The following is a 19,862-nucleotide window of genomic DNA, read 5'->3' as shown; positions in this document are numbered from 1 at the left end:
AGGGGCTGGACGGACATCAAAAGTAAAGCTATTACAACGCAAAAGCGAAACTATAACAAGACGAAAGCAGCACTATGACAGTGCGAAACCGTTCCTATCCCGACCAAGAACAACCCCACCCCTACCCTCCCAAGGGAGGGAGTAATCCTGTCCTTTTTCTATCTGATCTCTACTTTATTGATTTCTATCTAAAGAATCTGCTGAGCCTCTACTGAAAAAGCGCAAATAAAGGATTACCCCTATGAATTTTCGCTTGAGCCCAGATAATTTTTATAAATCCATTGACAAAAGCTAAAAATCAGGAAATTATGGCTATAATTGATTTTATCTTTGTATCTTTGCACCTAAAAATGGTGATATAAGTAACGTAATAATGACAATAACTAAACCAAAAGTATCTCTGATGAAAAAAGCATTAATAGCTATTGCATTTTTATCAACTGCATTAGTTTCACTAAATGCACAAACAAGCACGTTGGCAAGACTGATCGAACGCGACTATTCTGGGCGTTCAGACTCACTGCTCAACACGTTTACAGGACAATTTATGAACAGGGCAACTGGTATCTTCTATGCGATTCCAACCAGCAATACCAACGCTAAAAACGAATCAGCCACCATCTATTGGCAGCAAGCTCATGCATTAGACCCTATCATCTACGCCTACCAGCGCATCAAGAACACTGATGCCGCCAGAGCCAGATTTTACAAGCAAACCATGCAACGCTGGTATCAAAACCATGCAAACAACTGGTACTTCAAGCAAGGTGACGACACAGGATTTTACAACACGTTTACCGATGACATGTGCTGGATTTGCCTGACGCTGATTCACATCAGCGAAGCGCTCGACGACGACACCTATGCCGCCACAGCCCGCACTATTTTCGACAACTATATCTTGCCACGTGGTTCTTGGAACGACGGTTACTTCAGTCTGCCATGGAAAGACGATGGCTCCGGCCCCAATGCCTGCACCAACTCGCCAGGCTGCCTGGTAGCATCTAAGCTCTACGAGCGCTATAACGAAAGTTCATACCTAGAGGCAGCCAAGAATATCTATGCCTATCAGGCCAACGAGATGAGAAAGCTGAACAACGATGGACGTGTAGAAGAGCCGCCCCTCACCTACACTCAGGGTACTTTCGGCGAAGCAGCACGCTACCTCTATCATCTCACCGGTCAAACAGAATATAAGAATATGGCCTCAAAGGTGCTTTACTACGCCATTAGCAGCTCCCGTTGCACCGACAGAGGACTGCTACGCAACGAGGGTAACAGCATGGACCAGAGCATTTTCAAAGCAGTACTGATTCCATATCTCGTCAATTTCGTACTCGACGAATCAATGAGCGCCACCTACAAGAGGCCCATCATCAACTTCCTGCAGAAAAATGCCAACACACTGTGGAGCAACCTGAACCTCGAGGCCTACCCCTACACCTTCTGCAGTTACTATTGGGGCGAGGCTTTCGATGAAGAATCGACACCTTCGATGGGTGCCATGGCCAGTGGCGTGTCGCTCATGGAGAACACCGCACGCATGGCACTGGCTCTGACAACCTCTGCCAACAGCATCAATGACGTAGAGCTTGAGAAGAATGCACCCGTACAGCTATTCAATACTGCCGGACAACCCCTGAAAAGCATGCAGAGGGGACTGAACATCAAGAAGCAAAAAGATGGACGTATTATTAAGGTGATAAAACGATAAAAGCATACTACATAAAAAAACTAACAGATGAAAAAGAAAACTATTATTGCACTACTGGCGCTGGTGCCCACGTGCATGAATGCACAACAAAGCATCAGCATCAGTGAACGACCGACGGCAGAAAGCATGACGCTGGTCAACGACATGTTCAAGACCACCATTGCCGTGGCCGACAACGATGCCGAAGTCGTCAGAACGGTAGCAAACTGTTTGGCCAACGATATGGAGCTGGTCAGTGGTAAACGTCCTGATGTGACTAACAGTCTGGCACAGACAACACTGCCCATCATTGCCGGAACGGTGGGGCAGTCGGCCTTTATCGACCAGCTAGTGAGCGAAGGAAAAATTGACGTGACTGACATCTGCGGCAAGTGGGAGGTCTTCACCATTCAGATGACCAAAAACCCACGAGCACTGGTGGTTGCTGGTTCCACACCCCGTGGCACCGCCTATGGCCTGTTTGAACTCTCACGCCAAATGGGTGTCTCACCCTATGTGTGGTGGGCCGATGTGGCGCCAGCAAAGAAAGAGGCGCTCTACGTGAACGGTGAAAAGACCACCTCGAAGGAGCCCTCCGTGAAGTATCGCGGCATCTTCATCAACGACGAAGACTTCGCTCTGTTCCCTTGGGCGTCTAAGGGCATCGACAAGAAGTACAACAACATCGGTCCCAACACCTATGCCCGCGTGATGGAGCTGCTGTTGCGCTTGCGCGCCAACACGCTGTGGCCTGCCATGCACCTGTGTTCAGAAGCCTTCTGGGCCAACAAGGACAACCTGCCCGTGGCCCGCAAGTACGACATCATGCTGGGCTCCAGCCACTGCGAACAGATGCTGCGCGACAACGAGTGGGAGTGGCGCCATGCCCCCTGGAATGGCAACAACGAAGACTGGAACTACGTCACGAACAAAGCCAAGATTCAGCAATACTGGGAAGAGCGCGTGGCAGAAAGCGTGGATTACGACGGCATGTACACCCTCGGCATGCGTGGCGTGCACGACTGGGGCATCTCGGGCTATCCCTCAACAGAAGACAAGGTGCGCGGACTGACCGACATCATCGGTTATCAGCGCGAGCTGCTGGGCAAGTACTTCGACGATGTGACCAAGGTGCCACAGCTGTTCATCCCCTACAAGGAAGTGCTCGATGCCTACAATGCCGGTCTGCAAGTGCCCGAAGACGTGACCCTCTGCTGGGTCGATGACAACCACGGCTACATCCGCCAGTTGCCCAAACCCGCCGAGCAGGCCCGCAGCGGCGGCAATGGTGTGTACTACCACGTGTCATATTGGGGAACACCTGCCGACTATCTGTGGATTGCCTCCCACTCGCCTTCGCTGATGAGCTACGAGCTGTCGCGTGCCTACGACCAAGGTATTCGCACACTGTGGGTTATCAACGTCGGCGACATCAAGCCTGCCGAGATGGAACTCGAGTTCTGCATGGACCTGGCGTGGGACATCAACCAATGGACGCCCGAGAAAGCCATTGGCTACAACCGCGCATGGGCTGAACGAACCTTTGGTGCAGCCTATGCCGACCAGATAGCTGCCATCAAAAAGGAATATTACCACCTGGCAGCAGGCGGCAAACCCGAGCATGTGCACATGATTAAATACACGTATGACGACATGGAACAGCGTATCAGCAGCTATGCTGCGCTGACCCAACAGGTTGATGCACTGAAGCCGCAGATTCCTACAGAACTGCAGGATGCCTTCTTCCAACTGATCGAATATCCAGTGAAAGGGGCCTATCAGATGAATGTCAAGACTTTCCGTGCGGCACAGAGTCTGGAATTGGCTAAACTGGGACAGAAGGAATTGGCCCTGAAGTATGCCAACGAGGCACAGACAGCCTACAACACCATCCTTGCATTGACCGACAAGTACAACAACGATATTGCTGGGGGTAAATGGAAAGGCATGATGAACTGTAAGCCTCGCAATCAAAAGCAGTTCGACATGCCTGCAACTGCCACAACAGCCAACATCAGCAAGACAAAAGCTGTACGCAAAAAAGATGAGGTGGTCATCATCCCTGCAAACCACTATACGGCGGCAAGTCCCACAGTTAAGACCTTGGAAGGTGTCGGCATCAACCAGGCCAGCGTCACGGTATGGCCTTTAGACATGAAAGCCTATGAGGACACACAAATAGCAGAGGCTCCCTATGTTGACTATGAGATACCGGTTAAGGTCGGGCGCAACACCATCGAGGTGCGTTGCCTCTCGAACTTCCCCATCAATACCGACTACGACCTGCGTGTCGCCCTCTCTATCGAAGGGGCTTGGACAAACACCCAATCGCTCCGGACCACAGCCATGAAAGGAAAGTGGCACACCACGGTGGCTCAGGGCTACAATGATGCCACCATTGATTATGAAAGTCAAGAAGAAAAGACCATCAAACTGCGCATCAGCTTGATGGATCCCGGCGTTGTCATCAGCGAAATCCGCAATACGGTGGCAACAAAGGATTAAAAATCTATTTTATTAAAGTTATGGATCAGGGCTGTCCGAATTCGGGCAGTCCTTCCTCGTTGAACGACATCGACTTGATACGCACATCACGGTGGTCATGACGGTTAGAGTCTAACCATCTGCTTTCGTAGAGCATATAGTTGGTATGCCCATCGGCCGACGGAAACACGCAGACATTAGACGAAAGCCAATAGATGCAAGTATCTTTCTGTGCACGGAACAATGGTTCCTCCACCTTTGTCCAAGAAGCTGGGTCGAGCAAATCGGCATCAGTTCGTGCATAGAGCATACCCAAAGAGTGATAGACCGTCCAGATGCCACTGGCCGAATAGCACACACAAACATAGCGACCATCGGGGGTTATGAATGCCTCGGGGTTCTCGTTAACATAGATAGGATAGTTTGAACGCAAGCCATCGGGATTGATCCACTGACGTTCCCACTCGTATTCTGGTTCAGAAAGCATCACACGCTCAGAACCCAGCGTCCATGGGTTCTCCATCTTAGCCATATAGATGCACTGTGTCTCGGTCTCTTTGCGGCGATGGGGCCAACCAGACCACAACAAGTATTGCTGACCGCGAACCTGCACAGAGGTGGGATGCAAACCAAAGTTCCACTCTTCGTTGGTCACGATGGCACCCTTCAGTTCAAACTTACCCTTCAAAGGATCGGCCGAACTGTTTTCCAGCACGTAAAGCTGATGAAAGTCAGTATTGCCTCCGTCTGCTTCGAAATAGATATACCATTTATTATTAATACGGTGGATTTCCGGTGACCATATATGCTGCATCGAATCAGCATGCCACACACATTGGCGCTCTCCCTGTGCCAAAGTTTCTGGGCTGTCAGACTTCCACAAGATGATGCTATCGGCAGAAGGAATCTGCATGGTATAATAATAGTGTTGATTCCATACTGCTACCTGAGGATAGTAGCCTGCCGCAAAAACCAGTTTTGAGTTGTCGCCACTGAGGTCCTTATGATGATCGCATCCTAACAAGACACTTGCAAAGCTCAAAATACCAATAAGAAAGTATGCTGTCTTCATTCTATCCAATTCGATTTTTTGCACGGCAAAGATACAACAAGAATTTCAAACAAACAAAAAAATCTCGTCAGAACTCTGATTATTTAGTAAAATCGACAAGGTGTGAACTATTTTTTTTATGTTTTGAATAGCTATTATCCATTCGTTCGACAAATAATTGCTTACTTTGCATCGTCAATAGCAGTGATGCTAATGTTTTAGATTTTATAGTTAGTAATTATTTGTAGTTAGTAGTTTTAGTTTTTCGAGATTCAACAGGCATTAGTCTCTTTGAGGTAAAAGATTGTTAACGGATAAACCTAATATAGTTGTTAATAACTTAAAACTTTTATATAGTATAAAAAAACGTATGAAAAAAGTATTTCTATTTGGAGCAATGTTCCTCGGTGCTCTTGCAGCAAAAGCTCAAGGCCAGGATACATTCAAGCCCTATCAACCGACAGACCTCCGTCTGCCTTCGGTTCCTCTTATTGTGTCTGACCCATATTTCTCTATATGGTCACCCTACAATGAGCTGAACGAAGGAACCACGCGTCACTGGACCAACGATGAGAAGCCCATGCAGGGTTTCTTGCGCGTTGATGGCCAGACATATTGTTTTATGGGCGCAGACCGTGAGCGCTACGAAACCATCATCCCTATGGCCAACGAGGAAGCTTGGACAGCTCGCTACACTCGTGAGAAGCAGGCCAATGGATGGCAGAAGAACGACTTCGACGATAGCAAATGGGACGAGGGCAAGGCCGCATTCGGTTCGCCCGACCTGAGCAATGTCCGTACACACTGGAGCAAGGAGAATAGCGACCTCTATGTGCGCCGCACCATCAACATCGATGCAAAGGACCTGAACGAAGATCTCGTGCTGACTTACTCTCACGACGATGTTTTCGAGATTTTCATCAATGGCACAAAAGTTGCCAGCACTGGCGAAATCTGGCGCGAGGGTGTTACCCTTAAGCTGGACAGCAAGCTGAAGAAGCTTCTGAAGCCTGGCAAGAACATCATTGCTGCACACTGCCACAACACCACTGGCGGTGCTTACACTGACTTTGGAATTTTCAAGGTTAAGAAGGCTGATGCCTACAACATCCAGCAGGCTACCCAGAAGTCTGTTGACGTACTGGCCACCTCTTCTTATTATACATTCACTTGCGGTCCTGTTGAACTCGACCTGGTGTTCACAGCTCCTATGCTGATTGACGATTATGACTTGCTGTCGGCTCCTGCCAACTACATCTCATATCAGGTTCGTTCTACAGATGGTCAGGCTCACAACGTACAGCTGATGCTCACAGCCTCTCCTCTGATGGCTGTCAACAAGGCCGACCAGCCCACCATTTCTTCAATTGTTGAGAAGAAGGGAACCAAATATGCTTGCACCGGAACCATCGAGCAGCCCATCCTGGCAAAGACTGGTGATGGTATCTGCATCGACTGGGGTTACTTCTACCTGCCCGCCATCAATGGTGATGTAGCTATTGCCTGCGAGAATGACCTGAAGAGCAACTTCACCAAGAATGGTAAGATGCCACAGAGCAAGCAGAGCGTAACAGCACAGAAAGAGAACGAGATGCCCACACTGGCATACTGCCACAACTTCGGCACCACCAAGCAAGCGTCCAGCTATGCTATCATGGGTTACGATGAGATTTGGGACATTGAATACTTCTACAAGCGCTACAAGGGCTACTGGGCTCATGAGGGCAGCGTAACGATCTTCGACATGATTGACCGTCTGAACCGTGAGTACAGCGGCATCATGAAGCGTTGCCGTCAGTTGGATAAGCAAATTTATGATGATGGTATGAAGGCTGGTAACAAGCAGTATGCAGAAATCCTCTCAGGTTCTTACCGTCACGTGATTGCCGCTCACAAGTTGTTCCGCGACGACGAGGGCAACCTGCTGTTCTTCTCTAAGGAAAACAACTCTAATGGTTGTGTGAACACCGTTGACCTCACCTATCCCGAGGCTCCGCTGTTCCTCTGCTACAACCCCGAACTGCAGAAGGGAATGATGACCAGTATCTTTGAATATAGCTACACTGGCCGTTGGACTAAGCCTTTTGCTGCTCACGATCTGGGTCAGTATCCTAAGGCCAACAAGCAGGTATATGGTGGCGACATGCCTCTGGAGGAGGCCGGCAACATGCTGACACTGGCTGCTATGCTCTGCAAACTGGACGGAAACACTGGTTACGTGAATAAGTACTGGGACATCATCACCACTTGGGCAGACTATCTCTCTGAGAACGGTCAGGATCCTTCAAACCAGCTCTGTACCGACGACTTTGCTGGTCACTGGGCTCACAATGCCAACCTCTCTGTAAAGGCAATCATGGGTGTTGCTGCCTATGCCGAGATGGCTCGTATGAAGGGTCTCGACGATGTAGCAGACAAATACATGGCTCGTGCCAAGGAGATGGCAACCATCTGGGAGCGTGACGCTCGCGAGGGCGACCACTACCGTCTGGCCTTCGACCGCAAGAACACTTGGAGTCAGAAGTACAATATGGTATGGGACAAGCTGTGGAACCTGAACCTCTTCCCCAACGGTGCTATGGAGCGCGACATGAAGTACTATCTCACCAAGCAGAACAAGTACGGACTTCCTCTGGATATTCGTCGTGACTACACCAAGAGCGACTGGATTATGTGGACCGCAGCCATGGCTAAGGACAACAAGACCTTCCTGAAGTTTGTGGATCCCCTCTACAAATACATCAACGAAACAGAAAGCCGCGTACCTATCAGTGACTGGCACGACACTAAGTCAGGTCTGATGACTGGCTTCAAGGCACGTTCTGTAATCGGTGGTTACTGGATGAAGGTTCTGGCCGACAAGTTGCAAGAACAATAACCTAAACAACTATAAAACATGATTAAAACTATTTTAAACTCAAGGAGCAAATGCCTATTTGGCATGCTCCTTTTGTGCCTTTCCGCTTGCATGGTCTCATGCAACGATGACGACAATGAGGATGCCAACATCCCATTTGACAGTTCAAAGGCTGTAACCATTACCGACTTTACGCCGAAAGAAGGTGGTGTGAGCCAGAAGATGCTCATCTTTGGTGAGAACTTTGGTGTTGACACCGCTTTGGTGAAAGTAACCATTGGTGGTAAGAATGCGGTGGTTGTCAACGTGAAGCCTACTGTGATTTACTGTTTCGTACCCGCAGGTGCACTTGGTGGCGACATCAATGTGACCATCGGTAACGAAGAGACTGGCTATCAGAGCGCAGTAGCATCAGAGAAGTTCAACTACGAACGCAAGATGGTGCTGAGCACACTGACCGGTTCACGTAATGAGTCTGGTGACGACCCCTGGAACCCTGGTTCTGTAGGCATCGCCGTTCCCTTCTCTGAGGCAACCGGTTTCCGCGATGACGCCTTCATGAAGTGGGACCCCCTCTACCCTGAGCGTCTCTACATTATTTACGACAATGGTGGCCCTGGCATCCAGATGCTGGACATGAACAAGAAGACCGTGCAGCTGGTTATGTCAAAGGCCGCTTGTTTCCAAGACAAGCGTCTGCGCACCATCGACTTTGCCGACGACCCCTACACAGGCGAGAAGGCCAAGTACATGATTGTATCTACCGACCGCGACGACAATGGTCAGCAGTCAACCAGCGTATGGATTGTGACTCGCAACTACGACGGTACATTCAACAACAGTTCTCCTCGTCAGGTACTGGCTGCCTACAAGCAGTGTAACGGTGCATCAATCCACCCCCGCAATGGCGAGCTCTACTTCAACAGTTATGAGAGTGGTCAGGTTTACCGTCTGGACATGAAACGTTATTTCGAGACCCAGCAGCCCGACTACGAAGGCGATCCCTGGAAGCCCTCTTTGGCCGACGGCGCTTTTGAGAAGATTTTCAGCATTCAGGACAATGGCTGGGAATTCCAGATTGACATTCACCCCTCAGGTAAATATGCTTATATCGTAGTCATCAACCACCACTACATTCTGCGTTCTGACTACAACGAAGAGACCAAATGCTTCTCGGCTCCTTATGTATTCGCTGGCGACATGAACAACGCTGGCTGGGTTGAAGGTGTAGGTGCCAATGCACGAATGAATCGTCCTTACCAGGGCTGCTTCGTCAAGAACCCCGAATATGTAGCTGAAGGCCGTGACGATGTTTACGACTTCTACTTCTGCGACAACCAGAACCACTGTGTTCGCTATCTGACACCAGAAGGTCTGGTACGTACCTTTGCCGGTCGTGGTACTTCTTCTATCACCGACAACAACATGTGGGGTACTGAAGATGGTGACCTGCGTGAAGTTGCTCGTTTCCGCGACCCGACAGGTATTGCATACAATGAGGAGACAAACACCTTCTATATTCTGGATACCGTAGGCCATAAGGTCCGCATGATTTCCATGGAAGGCGAAGAATAGTGATAACCAATAATAATAAGGAGACCTAACAATTATGAAAAAGTACATTGCATTACTATTGATATCACTCTGCACTTCCATGAGTGCTTTGGCACAAAAGGACATCGAGGTATCTGGTCATGTCGTTGACGGAGACGGTGAACCCTTGATTGGTGCCAACGTAGTGGTAAAGGATGTGAAAGGCCTCGGTGTCATCACAGACATTGACGGTTTCTACAAAATAAAAGTGAAGGAGTACCAGACACTGGTATTCTCATACATTGGTTTCGGTACCAAGGAAGTGATGGTCAAGGGCGACACTAAGACCATCAACGTGAAGATGGTAGAAGAGCGCATCAATGCCGTTGACGAAGTCGTTGTCACCGGTATGGGTACGCAGAAGAAACTGACCGTAACAGGTGCTGTGACCAATGTGAACATGGATGATCTGAAGCACTTCAGCTCATCAAACCTCTCTAACACACTGGCAGGTAACGTGCCAGGTATCATTGCCATGCAGACCTCTGGTCAGCCTGGACGTAACACTTCTGAGTTCTGGATTCGTGGTATCTCTACCTTCGGTGCCGGTGCCAAGGCCTATATCCTGGTAGATGGTTTCGAGCGCGACAACATCAACGACTTGAACATCGAGGATATTGAGTCTTTCTCTGTATTGAAAGATGCTTCTGCTACAGCCATCTACGGTTCAAAAGGTGCTAACGGTGTTATTCTGATCACCACCAAGCACGGTAAGGCAGGTAAGATTCAGGTGAACGGTAAGGTGGAGACATCTTACAACACACGTACCAAGACACCTGAGTTTGTTGACGGTATCACCTATGCCAACCTGGTAAACGAGGCTCGTCTGACCCGCAACCAGCCCCGCTACTATCAGCCCGAGGAAATCGACATCATCCGTACAGGCATCGACCCCGACCTCTATCCTAATGTAGACTGGATGGATCTGCTGCTGAAGGATGGCGCTTGGAGCAATCGCGCCAATGTCAACCTGAGTGGTGGTGGTAACACTTCTCGTTACTATGCTTCTGTATCTTTCGTTAACGATGAGGGTATGTACAAGACCGACAAGACCCTGAAGGACAAGTACGACACCAATGCCAACTACAAGCGTTGGAACTATCGTTTGAATGTGGATATCGACATCACCCCAACGACCTTGCTGAAGCTGGGTATCTCTGGCGACCTGTCAAAGCGTAACAGCCCAGGTATGCTGAGAACACGTTCGAAGGAAGATATCGAAGACAGCCAGAACCAGATGGACGTTTGGGTAAACGATGACGATATCTGGGGACAGTTGTTCGGTTACAACCCCCTTCTCTCTCCTATTGTATATAGCAATGGCTACATGCCTATGATCAACATTGGTCGTGGCAACTCAGCCATGATCAACCCATGGGTATCTGCAACGCAGTCTGGTTACAATGAGAACTGGAGCAACAACTTGCAGAGCAACGTCACTCTGGAACAGGATCTGAAGTTCATCACTCCTGGTCTGAAGTTCACCGGACGTTTCGGTTTCGATACCTACAACAGCAACTGGATCAGCCACCAGCAGGCTCCTGCCCTCTACTCGGCATTCCCACGTAACACACAGACTGGCGAGATCACCTACGACCGTGTATTCGATCAGAGCGATATGAAGCAGAGCTCAGGCAGCGACGGTTCTCGTCGTGAGTTCATCGACCTGCTGTTGCACTGGGACCGTAAGTTTGCCAAGGTTCACAATGTAGGTGCTAACCTGAAATACACGCAGGACTCTTACATCCAGACTCAGAATATCGGTGACGACATCAAGAACAGTATTGCCAAAAAGAACATGGCTTTGGCTGGTCAGGTGACCTATAACTACAACAACCGCTACTTTGCCGACTTCAACTTCGGTTACAACGGTTCCGAGAACTTTGCTGACAACCACCGCTTCGGTTTCTTCCCCGCCTGGTCATTGGCATGGAATATCGGTGAGGAGAAGCTCGTACAGGAAACCTGCCCATGGATCAACATGTTGAAGATTCGCTTCTCTCATGGTAAGGTCGGTAACGACAACCTGGGCAACGAGCGTTTCCCCTACCTCTATACTCTGGGCAACACCGACGCTGGTTGGAACTGGGGCAACGGCCACGTCAATGGTATTCACTACACCCAGGTAGCTTCTCCCAACGTCACATGGGAAGTTGCTAAGAAGAACGACCTCGGTCTTGACATCGTGGTATGGAACAACCGTTTCTCTCTGACCGTCGATTACTTCCACGAGAAGCGTACCGGCATCTACATGGCACGTAACTACCTGCCTTGGAGCACAGGTCTTGAGAGTTCACCTCGCGCCAACGTTGGTGCTGTGAAGTCAGAAGGTTTCGATGGTAACTTCAAGTACGAGGAGACCTTTGGCGAGGTTCGTCTGACTGCACGTGGTAACATCACCTATAGTAAGAACACCATTCTCGACCACGACGTTGAAAACAACGTTTATCCCTATCAGTACACACGTGGCTATCGTGTTGACCAGGTTCGCGGTCTGATTGCAGAAGGTCTGTTCAAAGACTACGACGACATTCGCAACAGTCCTCGTCAGGACTTCGGTCAGGTACAGCCTGGTGACATCAAGTATAAGGACGTCAACGGTGACGGTGTCATCAACGACGGTGACGTAGTTGCCATCGGTGCAACCCGCACACCTAACCTGATCTACGGTCTCGGTCTGTCTGTGATGTACAAGAACTTCGACATCAACCTGCACTTCCAGGGCGCCGGCAAGTCAACTTTCCTGATTAACGGTATGTGTGTGTATGCATTCAGCAACAACAACTACGGTCAGATTTTCAAAGGCATGCTGGACAACCGTTATGTCGATGCACAGACTGCAGCACAGCTGGGTATCCCTGCCAACGAGGATCCTAATGCAGACTATCCCCGTCTGACCTATGGTAATAACAATAACAACAACCGTGCTTCTAGCTTCTGGCTGCGCGACGGTCGCTACCTGCGTCTGAAGAACGTTGACCTTGGCTACACACTGCCAAAGACACTGGTCAACAAAGCTCACCTGAACCAGGTTCGTTTCTTCCTGCAGGCCACCAACCTGCTCACCTTCTCAAAGTTCAAGACTTGGGATCCAGAAATGGCAAGCTCAACAGGACAGAACTATCCCATCACAAAAGCTGTGACATTGGGTGTACAAGTTAATCTTTAATACAGACTTAGAAAGAATTAAAGACGATGAAAAAGATATTTGCAACATGTATCATGTCATTAGCTAGCGCAAGTGTGCTACTGACAAGTTGTGCCGACGAGCTGGATTCGGATAAGTATTTTGAGGACCGTAAGACACTGGAGACGGTCTTCACCAGCAGACAGCAGTCGGAAGAATGGCTGGCTTACGCCTATTCATTCATGACAAACGAGCTTGCCGACGTCATCGGTAAAGGCAATGGTCACTATCATTGTTTTGCTGACGACATGTACTACGGCGACCGTGACCCACAGTATGGAGACGATGGCGAGTACCGCCACACCTACAATGCCTTCAAACTGGGCGAATATGATGAAGACACTGGTTATTGGGCTTGGGAGAAAGCCTATAAAGGTATTTTCCAGGCATCAGTATTCATCCACAACATCGACAAGAACCCACAGATGACCGAAGAGGAGCGCATCGACCGCAAGGGTCAGGCACGTTTTGCACGTGCTTACTACTACTGGCTGTTGCTCCGCAAATATGGTCCTGTGCCCATCATGCCCGATGATGGTGTCGACTATACTCAGAACTACGAGGCCGTTTCTATTCCTCGCAGCACCTATGAAGAGTGCGCCGTATATATTGCAACGGAGATGGAACAGGCTGCCAAGGAGATTCAGTATTGGAAGCGTGACCCCCTGAACATCGTTCGTCCTACCAAGGGTGCCTGTCTCGCTGCACGTGCTTTAGCCTACGTCTATGCAGCCAGCCCTCTGGCCAACGGACAGCTGAAAAACGGCAAGCATGATCCTGCTGTCAAGGATGACATTGCCAAGCTGTTGACCAACTTCGACGGTACTCATCTGCTCAGCCTTGAGTACGACGAGTCTAAATGGGCACGCGCAGCTGCCGCTTGTCGCGACCTGATGGAATGCGAAGCAGGCTACGAGCTTTACCACGCTCCTTATAACACGGTTGCCACCTTCGACCGCGATGCAACCATTGATCCCCCTGCAGACGGCAATTTCTCTACCAAGAACTGGCCAGAAGGTTGGGCCGACATCGACCCCTACCTGAGCTATCGTCAGATTTTCGACGGTGAGGTTGGTATGGCCGACAATCCTGAGCTGATCTTCACGCGTGGTTACAACATGTGCGACGATATCAACAACTCTATCACTTCGCTGGTGGCTCACCAATTGCCATCATCACTGAATGGTTGGAATGCTCACGGCATGACCCAGAAGATGGTTGATGCCTACTACATGAATGATGGCAGCGATGTCCCAGGTAAGGATAGCGAGATGAATGGCGGTAATGGTTCTGAACGCGTACAGGGTTGGACCACTGCCAAGAACTACCGTCAGTATCCTCCTCTGGCTCCCAACGTATCACTTCAGTACGCTAACCGCGAGCCCCGTTTCTATGCATCTGTAGCATTCAATGGTTCTAAGTGGTGGGACACCAACCCCAGCCACACCACCAGCGGTACTTACAGTGCAGTCTTCTACTATCGTGGCGGTGACAATGGTTACACCAACTCTACTCGTTACCTGCGCACAGGTATCGGTATCAAGAAATGGGTGAACCCACACGACTATCGTTCAACCAATGGCGACTACGATCATATCCAGAGAAAGTACGAGACAGCCATTCGCTACGCCGACATCCTGTTGATGTATGCTGAATGTCTGAACGAGCTGACTCAGAGCTACACCATCGACTCATGGGATGGTTCTAAGCAGTACACGATCTCGCGCGATGTGTCTGAAATCAAACGTGGTATCCAGCCCGTACGCATCCGTGCCGGTGTGCCCGACTATACCGCTGCTGAATATGCCGATCGCGATGTGCTCCGCGAGAAGATTAAGCGTGAGCGTATGATTGAGCTGATGGGTGAAGGCAAGCGCTACTACGACCTGCGTCGCTGGATGGACGCACAGGTTGAGGAGTCAAAGATCATCTACGGTTGCAACATCATGATGACGGCAGCCCAGAAGGACGACTTCCAGAAGATTGTGCCCATCACCAGTCTGCCGACCACCTTCTCAGAGAAAATGTATTTCTGGCCCATTCGCAAAGCAGAGTTGAAGCGCAACTATAAGCTCACTCAGAATCCTGGATGGCAGTATTATGACTAAGAACAGAAAACTATAGAATTATGAAAACAATAATGAAGTCATTTATATATGGCATGGTCGCTGCTTCAATGCTGACGGTGACCACCTCATGCAACGATGAGTGGGAAGACGAGCAGTACGAACAGTACATCAGCTTCCGTGCACCACTCAACGACCAGGGCATCACAGCCGTCTATGTGCCTTTCACCAGAAAGAACAGCGATGGTAAGGCAAAGTACGGCTCAGGTATCTCTAACTACGAGCTGCCCGTGATTGTCAGCGGTTCTACCCACAACAGTGCCACCCGTGTGGTCAACTTCCAGCACGACCCTGACACGCTGAATGCACTGAACTGGGCTCGTTTCGCTACCCGCGAGGAGTTGTATTATAAGGACATGAACCCCTACTGTGAATTTCCCAGCACCCTGACCATCCCCAAGGGTCAGGACGTAGGTCTTCTGAACATCAAGATTGACTTCAACAATCTTGACCTGGTTGACAAGTGGATCTTCCCTATCACTGTAGCTGAGGGTGATGGTTACACACCTAATCCCCGTAAGAACTACAAGAAGGCCATGCTCCGCATCTTCCCCTTCAACGACTACTCTGGAGACTACAGTGCTACCAGTCTGACAATCGCTGTCAAGGGCGACCAGAACTCAACAGGTCTGACCTGGCTGCGCACCTACGTCGTTAACGACAACACCGTGTTCTTCTATGCCGGTCGTTTCGACGAGAGCAACCCACAGCGTGGCAAGTATAAGATCTACGCACAGTTCAACGGTGGCAAATCGGGCACCATTAAGATGTGGTCAGACAATCCCGAGATGAACCTTGTGGTCAATAAGGAAGCTTCATACCGCATGGTTGAGAGCGAAGACCAGACCTATCCATATCTTCGCTATCGCAATGTCATCATCAACAATATCGATTACTCGTTTGATGACTACACATCACTTAGCGGTTCTAAGTTCTCTTATACCGTCAGTGGTACGCTCACCTTGCAGCGCACTATCAATACTCAAATTCCTGACGAAGATCAAGCTATACAATGGTAAACAATTCTTTTAAACACTCTATCAGCGTTCTGCTGCTGTGCCTGACCACCTGGTCGGCACAGGCAGCAGAACCTGTTGATTATGTAAGTACCCTCGTTGGTACACAGTCAAAAATTTCACTATCAACAGGAAACACCTACCCCGCCATCGCCATGCCATGGGGCATGAACTTCTGGATGCCCCAAACAGGAAAGATGGGCGACGGATGGGCTTATACCTATGACGCAGAAAAAATTCGTGGACTGAAGCAGACCCACCAACCCTCACCATGGATCAACGACTATGGTCAGTTTGCTATTATGCCGACCACACGCACCGTGTTCAACGAGAATGAGCGCGCATCGTGGTTCTCTCATAAGGCCGAGGTTGCTCGTCCATATTATTATAAAGTCTATTTGGCCGACCATGACGTAACGGCCGAGATGACCCCTACAGAACGTGCTGTGGTGATGCGTTTCACCTATCCTGAGACCAGCGAAGCACGCATCGTGGTCGATGCCTTCGACAATGGTTCGTTTGTAAAGGTATCAGGCAACAAAATTATTGGCTACACCACCAAGAACAGCGGTGGTGTTCCCGCCAACTTCAAGAACTATTTCGTCATTGAGTGCGACCGTCCTTTCAGTTTTGTGAAGACCGTTGACAACGGTAAGATGACCGATAAGACAGAGGTAGAGACCAAGCATGCCGGTGCCGTCGTAGGTTTCGAGACCAAGCGTGGCGACCAAGTGACGCTGCGTGTGGCCTCATCGTTCATCAGCGAAGAGCAGGCCATCAGAAATCTTGGCGAAGTGAAAGGCAAATCGTTTGAGACCGTTTGCCAGCAAGGCAAGAACCGCTGGAACGAAGTGCTGGGCCGTGTTGAGGTGAAGGACGACAATATTGATCACCTGCGCACATTCTATAGCTGTCTGTATCGTGCAGTTCTCTTCCCTCGTATGTTCTTTGAGAAGGGTGCTAACGGCGAGATTGTGCACTACAGCCCCTACAATGGCGAGGTGAAGCCCGGTTATATGTTTACCGACACTGGTTTCTGGGACACTTTCCGCTCGCTGTTCCCGCTATTGAACCTCCTTTATCCTGAAATGAACCAGCAGATGCAAGCAGGTCTGGTCAACACCTACCTCGAGAGTGGATTTCTGCCCGAATGGGCAAGTCCTGGCCATCGCGGTTGCATGGTGGGCAACAACTCTGCCTCTATCGTTGCCGATGCTTACCTGAAAGGTCTGCGCGGTTACGACATCGAGACCCTTTGGAAAGCTGTCGTACACGGTGCTAATGCCGTACACCCACAGGTATCATCAACGGGCCGTCTTGGTTTCGAGCAGTATAACAAGCTGGGCTATGTGCCCTACAACACCGGTATCCGTGAGAGCGTGGCCCGCACATTGGAGTATGCTTATGACGACTGGTGCATCTACCAGTTAGGACTGTCGCTGGGCAAGTCAAAGAAAGAATTGAAGCCTTTCCGCGAACATGCCATGAACTATCAGAAAGTGTTCGACAAAGAATCTAAGCTGATGCGTGGTCGCAATGCCGACGGCACTTTCCAGTCACCCTTCAACCCTCTGAAATGGGGCGATGCCTTCACCGAAGGCAATGCTTGGCACTACACTTGGTCGGTATTCCACGATCCTCAAGGACTTATCAACCTGATGGGTGGCAAGAGCGACTTCGTACAGATGCTCGATTCAGTATTCAGTGTGCCCCCCCTGTTCGACGACAGTTACTATGGTGGCGTCATCCACGAGATTCGCGAGATGCAGATTATGAACATGGGTAACTATGCTCATGGCAACCAGCCCATTCAGCACATGATTTATCTCTACGACTGGGCATCGCAGCCTTGGAAGACTCAATACTGGATTCGCGAAGCCATGGACCATCTCTATACGGCTGCCCCCGACGGCTACTGCGGTGACGAGGACAATGGCCAGACATCTGCCTGGTATGTCTTCTCAGCCATGGGTTTCTATCCTGTTTGTCCAGGTTCCAACCAGTATGCGCTGGGCACCCCCTACTTCGACAAGATGACCTTGCACCTGCCAGACCATAAGACCTTGGAGATTCAGGCCAACAACAACAGTGCTGAGGCGCGCTACATCGGTGGCATGACCTTCAATGGCCAGACATACGACAAGAACTATCTGGAGCACAAAGACCTGTTGCAGGGTGGTCGCATCGAATTCACCATGCAGACCACGCCCAACCGCCAGCGCGGTGTCAGTGAGTCTGCAGTCCCCTATTCATTCTCTAAGACCAACACGAAATGAATAAGATAATTGCTTTATTCCTACTTACGTTAGGCATCAACGCATCAAGTTTTGCACAGTCAGAAATGGCTGTGCAGAACTTAAAGCGTGCGATGCTGATTCTCGATGCCACCATGGAGCGTTCGTTCCGCGGCACCGACACCAACTTGTATATGGCAGACGTCTGCGACACTGAGAGCGACGAGGTTAGCGGTCCTTCCGATGTGTGGCCATATACAGCGGCTATTGAGGCGCACTGCTCTGTGCTCGAAGCATTGAAGACGTTAAAGGACGCTGAACCAGAGCTTTATACGACGCATTTCGATAAGTACGCCAAGCAGTTGGATGTACTGATTGACAACTTGACCTACTACAGAGGTTCCTACAAGCTGTTTTCCTATGCCAGCAGTCGCTCATGGAGTGTCTATGCCGTACCTCGTGCCAGCGAGCGCAACAAGGCCAACGTGACTGGCGACAACCTGAAGTTCAACGTTTACGATGACCAGATGTGGATTGCCCGCGAGCTGATCCGGGCCTATCTGTTGACCGGCAAAGAGAGTTATCTGGAAGAAGCCACCCACCTCACAGACTATGTGCTAGATGGTTGGGACTGCTGGCGTGACAGCAATGGCGAGGAGTATGGCGGCATCACATGGGGCCCCGGCTACAACTCAAAGCACGCCTGCTCAAACGGCCCCATCATCCAGCCATTAGTATGGTTGCATCACATCTATGCAACCCCCGAAGAGAAAGCCAATTGTAATTACTATTACAGAGACAAAGACAACGAGCTGGCAACCGCATTGGTTAAGCGTTCCGATCTTTATCTCGACTTTGCCAAGAAGATTTATGCTTGGCAAAAGAAAAATCTGCTCAATGAAGACACGGGAGTTTATTGGGACATGCTTGGTGCCGATGGTACCCTGAAGTATGTTGACTCAGGCCTCAAGAAGCGCCGTGCCCACGTTGACAATGGTCCCCATGTAGGCAATGCCTTCACCTATAACACAGGAACCATGCTGGCAGGTGCCGTAGAACTGCTAAAAGCCACCAATTCCACAGAATATAGCAATGATGTGAAGGACCTTGCCACCAAGAGTTTTCAGAACTTTGCCCGCCCCAAGCGTGTCAGTGGCAAGACCTACTACCAATGGCCTACCGACGACAATGCCCTGCAAGGCTTCAATGCTTGGTTCGACAACGTGCTGATGCGCGCCTATGTCGATGCTGACGTGACTGGTCTAAGTACCGAATCCAACCGTTCGTTGGAAAGTTTTCAGGCCAACCTGGACTATGCCTTCGAGCACTTCAACCGTCACAACATGCTCCCCATCAACTTGCTGAGTGGTTGGGGCGACAGCAGCAAGACCAAAGGATTCCATCAGGCTTCGTTTGCTGCCGAATATGCTATGCTGGCAGTATGGCAGCACCGCAAGGCGCAAGCAACTTCCGTCCTCAAGGCTGACTATCATCAACTGATGGACGACAAAGCCTACACGATGGATGGCAGAGCCATCAGCAACAGCGTGGACACACTGCCAAGCGGTCTTTACATCTGGAAAGGCCAGAAGCTACTGGTAAAGCGATGAAACATCATATT

General features: G+C 49.9%; 10 protein-coding genes. 9 read left to right on the top strand and 1 reads right to left on the bottom strand.

Annotated features, from left to right (window positions below; translation table 11 throughout):
* Positions 1-475: 475 nt before the first annotated feature.
* Positions 476-1,714, top strand: coding sequence for a glycoside hydrolase family 76 protein (locus tag L6472_RS03540; RefSeq protein ID WP_237807211.1), 1,239 nt, complete (start codon positions 476-478; stop codon positions 1,712-1,714).
* Positions 1,715-1,741: 27 nt separating this feature from the next.
* Entirely contained in the window at positions 1,742-4,198 is a 2,457-nt protein-coding gene (locus L6472_RS03535; RefSeq protein WP_237807209.1) for a glycosyl hydrolase 115 family protein, read from the top strand.
* 25 nt (positions 4,199-4,223) lie between these two features.
* On the opposite strand, the gene L6472_RS03530 is transcribed toward L6472_RS03535, so the two are convergent.
* The gene (locus L6472_RS03530) at positions 4,224-5,249 is read right to left on the bottom strand and encodes a family 43 glycosylhydrolase (RefSeq protein ID WP_237807207.1); all 1,026 of its coding nucleotides are present in this window, start codon (positions 5,247-5,249) and stop codon (positions 4,224-4,226) included.
* 349 nt (positions 5,250-5,598) lie between these two features.
* On the opposite strand from L6472_RS03530, the gene L6472_RS03525 reads away from it, so the two are divergent.
* From L6472_RS03525 to L6472_RS03495, 7 genes are all read left to right on the top strand, one after another.
* Positions 5,599-8,106 (top strand): glutaminase family protein, encoded by a 2,508-nt coding sequence (locus L6472_RS03525; RefSeq protein ID WP_237807205.1) that lies wholly within the window; start codon positions 5,599-5,601, stop codon positions 8,104-8,106.
* 90 nt (positions 8,107-8,196) lie between these two features.
* Positions 8,197-9,660 (top strand): IPT/TIG domain-containing protein, encoded by a 1,464-nt coding sequence (locus L6472_RS03520; RefSeq protein ID WP_237807204.1) that lies wholly within the window; start codon positions 8,197-8,199, stop codon positions 9,658-9,660.
* A gap of 34 nt (positions 9,661-9,694) precedes the next feature.
* Entirely contained in the window at positions 9,695-12,847 is a 3,153-nt protein-coding gene (locus tag L6472_RS03515) for a TonB-dependent receptor (RefSeq protein WP_237807203.1), read from the top strand.
* Between the two features lie 26 nt (positions 12,848-12,873).
* Positions 12,874-14,973, top strand: coding sequence for a RagB/SusD family nutrient uptake outer membrane protein (locus L6472_RS03510; protein ID WP_237807202.1), 2,100 nt, complete (start codon positions 12,874-12,876; stop codon positions 14,971-14,973).
* Positions 14,974-15,005: 32 nt separating this feature from the next.
* Positions 15,006-16,010, top strand: coding sequence for a DUF4973 domain-containing protein (locus tag L6472_RS03505; protein WP_237807201.1), 1,005 nt, complete (start codon positions 15,006-15,008; stop codon positions 16,008-16,010).
* Positions 16,004-18,283 (top strand): GH92 family glycosyl hydrolase, encoded by a 2,280-nt coding sequence (locus L6472_RS03500; protein ID WP_237807200.1) that lies wholly within the window; start codon positions 16,004-16,006, stop codon positions 18,281-18,283. The genes L6472_RS03505 and L6472_RS03500 overlap by 7 nt, the downstream gene beginning before the upstream one ends.
* Entirely contained in the window at positions 18,280-19,851 is a 1,572-nt protein-coding gene (locus tag L6472_RS03495; protein ID WP_237807199.1) for a glycoside hydrolase family 76 protein, read from the top strand. The genes L6472_RS03500 and L6472_RS03495 overlap by 4 nt, the downstream gene beginning before the upstream one ends.
* Positions 19,852-19,862 lie beyond the last annotated feature (11 nt).

Origin of the sequence: Prevotella sp. E13-17, from assembly GCF_022024035.1 — a bacterium.
GTDB lineage: Bacteria > Bacteroidota > Bacteroidia > Bacteroidales > Bacteroidaceae > Prevotella.
Note: the sequence above shows the minus strand (reverse complement) of the source record. Positions and strands in the feature narration are given on the sequence as shown.

Coding starts and splice junctions, on each gene's coding strand:
- L6472_RS03525 (WP_237807205.1), top strand. CDS start 5,599: ATGAAAAAAGTATTTCTATTTGGAGCAATGTTCCTCGGTGCTCTTGCA.
- L6472_RS03500 (WP_237807200.1), top strand. CDS start 16,004: ATGGTAAACAATTCTTTTAAACACTCTATCAGCGTTCTGCTGCTGTGC.
- L6472_RS03535 (WP_237807209.1), top strand. CDS start 1,742: ATGAAAAAGAAAACTATTATTGCACTACTGGCGCTGGTGCCCACGTGC.
- L6472_RS03495 (WP_237807199.1), top strand. CDS start 18,280: ATGAATAAGATAATTGCTTTATTCCTACTTACGTTAGGCATCAACGCA.
- L6472_RS03510 (WP_237807202.1), top strand. CDS start 12,874: ATGAAAAAGATATTTGCAACATGTATCATGTCATTAGCTAGCGCAAGT.
- L6472_RS03515 (WP_237807203.1), top strand. CDS start 9,695: ATGAAAAAGTACATTGCATTACTATTGATATCACTCTGCACTTCCATG.
- L6472_RS03520 (WP_237807204.1), top strand. CDS start 8,197: ATGGTCTCATGCAACGATGACGACAATGAGGATGCCAACATCCCATTT.
- L6472_RS03505 (WP_237807201.1), top strand. CDS start 15,006: ATGAAGTCATTTATATATGGCATGGTCGCTGCTTCAATGCTGACGGTG.
- L6472_RS03530 (WP_237807207.1), bottom strand. CDS start 5,249: ATGAAGACAGCATACTTTCTTATTGGTATTTTGAGCTTTGCAAGTGTC.